This window comes from Psychrobacter sp. UBA2514 (genome assembly GCF_002341255.1).
GTDB classification, from domain to species: domain Bacteria; phylum Pseudomonadota; class Gammaproteobacteria; order Pseudomonadales; family Moraxellaceae; genus Psychrobacter; species Psychrobacter pacificensis.
The window spans coordinates 134100-142805 of the sequence record NZ_DDNS01000009.1 but is presented as its reverse complement, the minus strand read 5'-3'; the positions used below and the strand labels follow the sequence as shown (position 1 = coordinate 142805).

The 8706-nt window shown below is 46.3% G+C and carries 5 protein-coding genes; all 5 read left to right on the top strand.

Translation table 11 applies throughout. The annotated features are described in order from the left end of the window. The first annotated feature begins 282 nt into the window (after window positions 1–282). The 5 genes from carA to B3V51_RS03595 all read left to right on the top strand — a co-directional run bounded on the left by carA (window position 283) and on the right by B3V51_RS03595 (window position 8654). The gene (carA, locus tag B3V51_RS03615; protein ID WP_071001847.1) at window positions 283–1524 is read left to right on the top strand and encodes a glutamine-hydrolyzing carbamoyl-phosphate synthase small subunit; all 1242 of its coding nucleotides are present in this window, start codon (window positions 283–285) and stop codon (window positions 1522–1524) included. A 152-nt stretch (window positions 1525–1676) separates the two neighbouring features. Further along, a complete protein-coding gene (carB, locus tag B3V51_RS03610; RefSeq protein ID WP_071001848.1) occupies window positions 1677–4940 on the top strand; it encodes a carbamoyl-phosphate synthase large subunit in 3264 nt (1087 codons plus the stop codon). 326 nt (window positions 4941–5266) lie between these two features. Then, window positions 5267–5743, top strand: coding sequence for a transcription elongation factor GreA (gene greA, locus B3V51_RS03605; protein WP_071001849.1), 477 nt, complete (start codon window positions 5267–5269; stop codon window positions 5741–5743). A gap of 502 nt (window positions 5744–6245) precedes the next feature. Continuing rightward, the gene (locus B3V51_RS03600; protein ID WP_071001850.1) at window positions 6246–7148 is read left to right on the top strand and encodes a hypothetical protein; all 903 of its coding nucleotides are present in this window, start codon (window positions 6246–6248) and stop codon (window positions 7146–7148) included. A gap of 237 nt (window positions 7149–7385) precedes the next feature. Continuing rightward, entirely contained in the window at window positions 7386–8654 is a 1269-nt protein-coding gene (locus B3V51_RS03595; RefSeq protein ID WP_071001851.1) for a putative DNA modification/repair radical SAM protein, read from the top strand. Window positions 8655–8706 lie beyond the last annotated feature (52 nt).

Sequence of the window (8706 nt, the reverse complement as noted above, 5' to 3'; positions counted from 1 at the left end):
TGCGAATGTTCAACACGCCCTAGCCATAAGTTACTATTTTGTATATAATACGCAAAATCTGTGCCTAAGCGAGCGGACATGATGCAAGTTACCTATTCACTATCTAGTGGGTTTTGTAGTTTTCATCAATAATGTCTTCTCGCTTTTTTGTGGAAAATTTTTGTGTGTCGTCCTTTTATTACTTCTATATGACAACAGTCAAATGCCGTAAATAAAAGGATACGGAGCAATTTTAGACCAACAAAACATGATGGCACTCACCAATAACAGCGGAGGCAATCCTTGAATTCATCGGTAGAAACACAAGCAATTTTGGCACTAGCAGACGGTACAATTTTTCGCGGTGTCAGTATCGGCAGCCTAGGTCATCGTGTTGGTGAGGTCGTATTTAATACCGCCATGACAGGGTATCAAGAAATTCTAACCGATCCAAGTTACGCGCGACAGCTGGTGACCTTGACATATCCGCATATCGGTAATACAGGCACCAATGCCGAGGATACCGAGTCTGGTAACGGTCACAAAGTATGGGCAGACGGTCTGATCATCCGTGACGCCACTATGGCCACTTCTAACTTCCGCAACTCTGAGTCGCTTAGCGACTATCTACAGCGTAACAATACCGTCGCTATCGCTGAAATTGATACACGCCAGTTGACCCGCCTATTACGTGATAAAGGCGCACAAAACGGTTGTATCATGACTGCCTCAAACGGTGAGACGATCAGCGTTGAAGATGAGCAAAAAGCGATTGAGCTGGCACAAGGCTTTGCAGGTCTAAAGGGCATGGATCTGGCAAAAGAATGCTGCACGACAGAAAGCTTTGAATGGACAGCAGGCACATGGGATCTATCAGACACCCTACTCAACCGTGACGTGGCGGGTAGCCATGACAGTGGTACTGGCGGCTTCTTTAAGCAGCTCGGCACTCATATCGATGCCAAATTCAACGTCGTCGCTTATGACTTCGGTAGCAAAACCAATATCCTACGTATGCTCGTCGACCGCGGCTGCCATGTGACGGTTGTCCCAGCACAAACGCCTATTGCTGATGTGCTCGCGATGAACCCAGACGGTATCTTCTTATCAAATGGCCCTGGCGATCCTGCCGCCTGTGACTACGCTATCGACGCCGTACGTCACATTATTGAAGAAACAGACGTACCAACGTTTGGCATCTGCTTAGGTCATCAGCTAATTGGTCTTGCCAGCGGCGCCAATACCATCAAAATGAAAACGGGCCACCATGGTGCCAACCATCCAGTACAAGATCTAGCGACTGGCACAGTGATGATCACCAGTCAAAACCATGGCTTTGCGGTTGATGAAGACACGCTACCAGAAAACGTTAAGTCAACGCATCGCTCATTATTCGATGGTACTAACCAAGGCATCGAGCTGACCAACAAGCCAGTATTTAGCTTCCAAGGTCACCCAGAGGCCAGCCCTGGCCCGCATGATTGTGGTCCGCTATTTGATAAGTTTGCTGAGATGATGGAAGCGGCTAAAACTGCTCAAGCTTAACGATTCATTATAACTTGATAATAAGTCAATGCTTGAATCGCTAAAAGCGGTTTGAGCAGTACTGTAACAACGCATTGTAAGTATAAAACGCCATAAGCGTTATCAAAAATAAAGATTACTTAAAATATCATCAAACGAAGGTAGCTCTAACTATGCCAAAACGTACCGACATAAAAAGCATTCTTATCATTGGCGCAGGCCCCATCGTTATCGGCCAAGCGTGTGAGTTTGACTACTCAGGCGCACAGGCGTGTAAAGCACTACGCGAGGAAGGCTACCGTGTCATCTTGGTCAACTCAAACCCTGCGACCATCATGACCGACCCTGTCATGGCAGATGCGACCTATATCGAGCCGATCACGTGGCAGACGGTTGAGCAAATCATTGCCAAAGAGCGTCCTGATGCAATCTTGCCAACCATGGGCGGACAGACCGCGCTCAACTGTGCGCTAGATCTAGATAAGCATGGCGTACTGACTAAGTACGACTGCGAGCTAATTGGCGCCACCAAAGACTCAATTGAGATGGCAGAAGATCGCGACTTATTCGACAAGGCGATGAAACGTATCGGCCTTGAGTGTCCGCGCGCTGAAACGGCTGAAACGATGGAAGAAGCTTTTGCCACGCAAGAAAAGATGGGCTACCCCTGTATCATTCGTCCCTCATTCACCATGGGTGGTTCGGGCGGCGGTATCGCTTATAACCGCGATGAGTTCATCGAGATTTGTGAGCGCGGCTTTGATTTATCACCAAATCATCAGCTACTCATCGATGAGTCACTCATCGGTTGGAAAGAGTACGAGATGGAAGTGGTTCGTGACAAAAACGACAACTGCATCATTATCTGTGCCATCGAAAACTTTGACCCAATGGGCGTACATACAGGCGACTCAATCACTGTCGCACCCGCGCAGACCTTGACCGATAAAGAATACCAAATCATGCGTAATGCGTCATTAGCAGTATTGCGTGAGATCGGTGTCGAAACAGGCGGCTCAAACGTCCAGTTCGGTATCAACCCTGATACGGGACGTATGGTCGTTATCGAGATGAATCCACGCGTATCACGCTCGTCTGCCCTCGCCTCAAAAGCGACTGGCTTCCCGATTGCCAAAATCGCGGCAAAACTGGCAATCGGTTATACCCTAGATGAATTGCAAAATGACATCACAGGCGGCAAAACGCCAGCCAGCTTTGAGCCTGCACTTGATTACGTTGTCACCAAGATACCGCGTTTTAACTTTGAAAAATTCCCACAAGCGGACAACATCCTATCGACTCAGATGAAATCGGTTGGCGAAGTGATGGCGATCGGTCGTAACTTCCAAGAGTCGATGCAAAAGGCATTACGCGGTATGGAAACTGGCGCGGATGGTTTCGATGAGCAAATTGATTTATCCAAAGTCAGTGCTGAGAAGGCTCGTAGTGAGATTATCAACCGCTTAACCATTCCAACGCCTGAGCGTATCTATTACGTTGCTGATGCCTTCCGTGTCGGTATGAGCGTTGATGACGTATTTAATTACACCAAGATTGACCCATGGTTCTTGGTACAAATCGAAGACATCGTTAAGACTGAAGCGACCGTAAAATCACTCGGCTTTGGTGGCTTAAACGAAAACAACCTACGTCGCTTTAAGCGTAAAGGCTTGTCAGATTTGCGTTTGGCTAAATTGCTTGGTATCTCACAAAAGCAACTACGCAAAAAGCGTTGGGATTTAGGCGTCTATCCCGTGTATAAGCGTGTCGATACCTGTGCTGCAGAGTTTGCGACCAGCACCGCTTATATGTACTCAACCTACGATAGCGAATGTGAAGCCAACCCAACTGACAAGAAAAAAATCATGGTCATCGGTGGCGGCCCTAACCGTATCGGTCAAGGTATCGAGTTTGATTACTGCTGTGTACATGCAGCGCTTGCCATGCGTGAAGACGGCTATGAGACCATTATGGTCAACTGTAACCCAGAAACGGTTTCAACCGATTATGACACCTCCGACCGTCTGTACTTTGAGCCAATCACATTAGAAGACGTGCTAGAAATCGTCCGTATCGAAAACCCAGACGGTGTGATTGTGCAGTTCGGTGGCCAAACGCCATTGAAACTTGCGCGTGCGCTAGAATCAGCGGGCGTAAAAATCATCGGTACGAGTCCTGATGCGATCGACCGTGCTGAAGACCGTGAGCGCTTCCAGCATATGATTCAGCAGCTAAACCTTGTACAACCATCGAACGCTTTAGCAACCAGCTTAGAAGATGGCTTGGTTAAAGCAAAAGACGTGGGCTATCCATTGGTGGTACGTCCATCTTATGTGTTAGGTGGCCGCGCGATGGAAATCGTCTATAACGAAGATGAGCTAAAACATTACCTGCGCACCGCAGTACAAGCCTCAAACGAAGCGCCTGTCCTGCTTGATCGCTTCTTAGATGACGCTATCGAAGTCGATGTCGACTGCGTATGTGATGGTAATGATGTCGTCATCGGCGGTATCATGCAACATATCGAACAGGCAGGTGTCCACTCAGGTGACTCAGCATGTTCACTACCACCATATTCATTGTCTGATGAGCTATGTGATGTGATGCGCGCCCAAACCATTGCTATGGCAAAAGAGCTTGGCGTTGTCGGTCTGATGAATGTTCAGTTTGCGGTTAAAGGCGAAACCGTATATATTTTGGAGGTGAACCCACGTGCTGCACGTACCGTACCGTTTGTCTCTAAGTGTATCGGTACTTCGCTAGCTCAGGTCGCGGCTCGCTGTATGGCAGGCACCTCACTCAAGGACCAAGGCTTTACGACTGAGATTGTTCCAGCATTTTATGCGGTCAAAGAAGCGGTGTTCCCATTTGCTAAGTTCCCAGGTGTTGATCCAATCTTGAGTCCTGAGATGAAATCAACAGGCGAAGTCATGGGCGTGGGCAAAACCTTTGGCGAAGCATTTTACAAAGCCATCATCGGTAGTAATGAGCGTCTGCCGGGTCTGCCTACTGAGGGCGAGACCAAAACGGTCTTTATCTCAGTTCGTGATAGCGACAAAGGACAAATCGCCCCAATCGCCCGTCAGCTTGCAGATTTCGGTTTTAATATCGTATCAACCACTGGCACGCAGAAAGTACTGAGCGACGCTGGTATCGAAAGTCAGCAAATCAACAAGGTCACTGAAGGTCGCCCGCACATCGTTGATGCCTTGAAAAACGGCAAAATTGACCTGATTATCAATACGACCGAAGGCAAGCAGGCACAAGAGGATTCGTTCTCTATCCGCCGTAGTGCGCTACAGGGCAAGGTATTCTATGTCACGACGTTAGGCGCAGCCGATGCGGTTTGTAAATCTTATGCCATTGACTTACCGTTTGATGTCTATAAGTTACAAGATTTGCATGAGCAAGCAAAGTCTATTGACGCGGCTGAATAATTTCAGTAGATTAAGCATAACCGCTAAGCTTATATAAAAGCTTAGCCAAGACTTGTTATTGATTATTTTGTGATAATCATACGTTAAAAAAACAATATCTTGAAAGAGACAAACCTACAAAAGCATAGTGGCTGAACTGCGACTATGCTTTTTATTACGTAAGGTTCAGTGCGCTTGGTGCTAAAAGTAGAGGTGCTAACACACAACAGCCTATTTACTAACGACACCATCTGAACCCCGCTCTTTTTATATTTCATACTCATTGCAACAACACTGGCACCATCTCCTTATGAGATGGTGTGGTGTTATTGGTTTAAGGAAAAAACATGCAACGTTATCCCATGACTCCGCAAGGACATGCAGCTTTAGAAGCTGAATTAAAACAGTTAAAAAGTGTCGACCGTCCACGCATCACCGCATCGATTGCTGAAGCCCGCGAGCACGGCGATTTAAAAGAAAACGCTGAATACCACGCTGCCCGTGAGCAACAAGGCTTTTGCGAAGCGCGTATTCGTGATATCGAAGCCAAGCTTGGCGGCGCACAAATCATCGATCCTTCAACATTGCCAAAAGAAGGTCGTGTCGTGTTTGGCGTCAGCGTCATAATCGAAAACATGGACACTGAAGAAGAAAAACAGTACAAAATCGTCGGCGATGATGAAGCCGATTTCAAGGCTGGCAAAATCTCAGTTAACTCACCGATCGCTCGTGGCCTCATCGGTAAGTTTGAAGGCGATGAAGTACGTATCGAAACGCCAAAGGGCGTGGTGGAATACGAAGTGATGAAAGTTATCTACGACTAATAAGACTCACTATTTCTGGTCATCCGTAGGCGTGATGCTTTCAAGGCTGGATGAAAGGCGCTTTGAATAATAGCTCTTTAAATACTAGTTCTCTTAAATAGCAAACATGTTTGACAGTGACAGATACGGCTGGCTATTCGCTACCCAATAACATGAATATAAGCAACATTACGTATTGATAGCATTTATACCGTTTCGGTTACACAATGCAGCTTTTATACACGATTTGTTTTGGCACATAATTATTTGAGTTTTTAGTGCATCGTAATTTTTATATTAGGTGATATTACCCACATAATATCGATGTAAATTTATACTGAAGCACTTTTACTCAAAATAATGATGGTCTGATTATAGACACCGACTATCGTCAGTACTGATACCCTCGTTATTTGGCATACTTTTTGGTGTCATTTAGCGGGGGTTTTGCTTGTTTAGACGTTAATTATTGCTGTTTTACTTATTGCTGCTTTTTTTTATTGATACTGTTAAGGAGTCTATTATGACCATGAAATCTTATACACCATCAGCACTAACCACCACGGTATCTGCAATGCTCGCAGGTATGGTGCTTGCATCCTCAGCCCATGCCGATCCTGAGATTGCGATTAGCTCATCTGCTGGTGGTAGCACGACGGTAGTTGAACAATACTCTGATGGCAAAACAGCCACTATTACTGCGACACCTAACGGTATCACCATGCAAGATGGCATGCCTTATGCCGTGACAAAAGTGACGACTGTGCCGCGCTATGTCGTTCGCCAATCTCCTGTGGTTCAAGGCAGCACGACTGTCACAAGCGTACCTGTAACCAATCGAGTGACCAATAGCGTCACCAAGGTAGACGTCGTCACGGCGCCAGTTAGCACTGTGACACAAGCCCTGCCTGTCACTACCGCTACTCCATTACCTGTGATGAATGCCCCAGCGACAACCGTCATCACTAACCAGCCATCTATCCATCCATCTGTGAGCAATCAAATCACGACGACCACGTTAGATACCTTGCAATTGACCCCGACTTTTAGCACGCCGGGTGTCGTCAATGCAAACACCAAGGTCATGAAAATCATGAAGAATAGTGCTGGACGTGAAGTTGCGGTGCCTGCCAACCATATCGCCCCTGGTGATATCATTGAGTATCACACCACATACACCAACACCACGGCACAGCCAGTTAATGACATCAATGCTATGGTTTCATTGCCAAGCGGCGTCCAGCTGGTATCGTTAAATAGCCCATTACCAACGTTTGCCACCACTGGCGGCGACACTTATAAAACCATTCAGCAAGTTGGCAATACCGTTGTTGTGCAAGAAAACTACTCTGGCCTGAAATGGAACTTAGCAAATCTTAATGCCAATGGTAATCAAACCGTCGTGATACGTGCCAAGGTTCAATAAATAATGCACTCACTACAAAATACGTATCTTTAACAGTATCATGTTGCAAAGGGTCTTGAATATTCAAGGCCTTTTTTAATGTATGTCATATCGAGTAGCATGTATGCTCGCTCACAACCTCTTGATGGATACGACACTATCTGTCGTGTTATTTTTTAAATTTTCTTATAAATACAATGACTTAATACATATTTTGGTAAAATGGTTACTCGTTAATTAATTGGTAACAACCGACTTATGGCAAACATCAATTATGAAAGATTACAGGGCAAGCTCAATATCTTGGCTGACGCTGCCAAGTATGATGTCTCTTGCTCCTCCTCCGCTGGTACTCGCAAAAACCAAGGCGGCGCTCTAGGCGATGCCTCAGCAACCGGTATCTGTCACAGCTATACCGAAGATGGTCGCTGTGTCAGTCTGCTAAAAATTCTTTTGACCAACCATTGCATCTATGATTGCGCGTATTGTACTTCACGTAAAAGCAACGACACGCCGCGCGCTGCTTTTACGGTTGAAGAAGTGGTTGATTTGACCATGCAGTTTTATCGCCGCAACTATATTGAGGGGCTATTTCTCAGCTCTGGTATATTCAAAAGTGGCGACTATACGATGGAGCGACTGGTCGAAGTTGCCAAGCTCCTGCGTACTCGCGAGCGTTTTAACGGTTATATTCATCTAAAAACTATTCCTGGCGCTTCAAAAGAGCTATTGCTAGAGGCAGGACTATATGCAGACCGTCTGAGCGTCAACATCGAAATTCCGACTAAGTCAGGGCTCGCATTGCTTGCGCCTGAGAAGTCACATGATGAGCTAAAAGCACCGATGGAAACGGTTAAAGAAGAGATTATAACTATCCGTGAGAGTCGCAAAACCCACAAAAAAGCGCCTAAATTTACGCCCGCGGGTCAGACCAGTCAAATGATCGTCGGTGCAAGTAACGAGACGGATCTGCAAGTGATTCAGCTATCGAGTCACTTTTACAAAACCTACGATCTCAAGCGTGTCTATTACTCAGGTTATGTACCGATGCTCTCTGATAATCGCTTGCCAGCGATTGGGACCCCTGTGCCGATGGTGCGCGAGAACCGTCTATATCAAGCAGATTGGTTAATGCGTTTTTATGGGTTTGGTGCGCATGAAATTGTCGAGCCAGAATCGCCATTTTTGGACTTAGACTGTGACCCAAAACTGGCGTGGGCGATACGCCATCGCGAGCATTTCCCCGTCAATATTCAGACAGCGACTTATGAGATGATCGTGCGTATCCCTGGCATCGGTACCAAGACGGCCAAAAAAATCGTCAAAGCGCGCAAATTTAACCAGTTGACGCTCTATCATCTAAAAAAGATGGGAGCCGCGGTCAACCGTGCCAAGTATTTTATCGCAACCACTGGCAAAAACGAGCACCTTGCCCATTTGACACGCGATAACTTCCGTCAGTATGTACTGGCGCAAACGCAGACCAAGTTTAAAGATCAACGTAGCGGACAGCTAGCGTTGTTTTAAATTTGGCATTGTCATAAATATAAATCAATCTAGGGCGTGTTGAACATTCGCA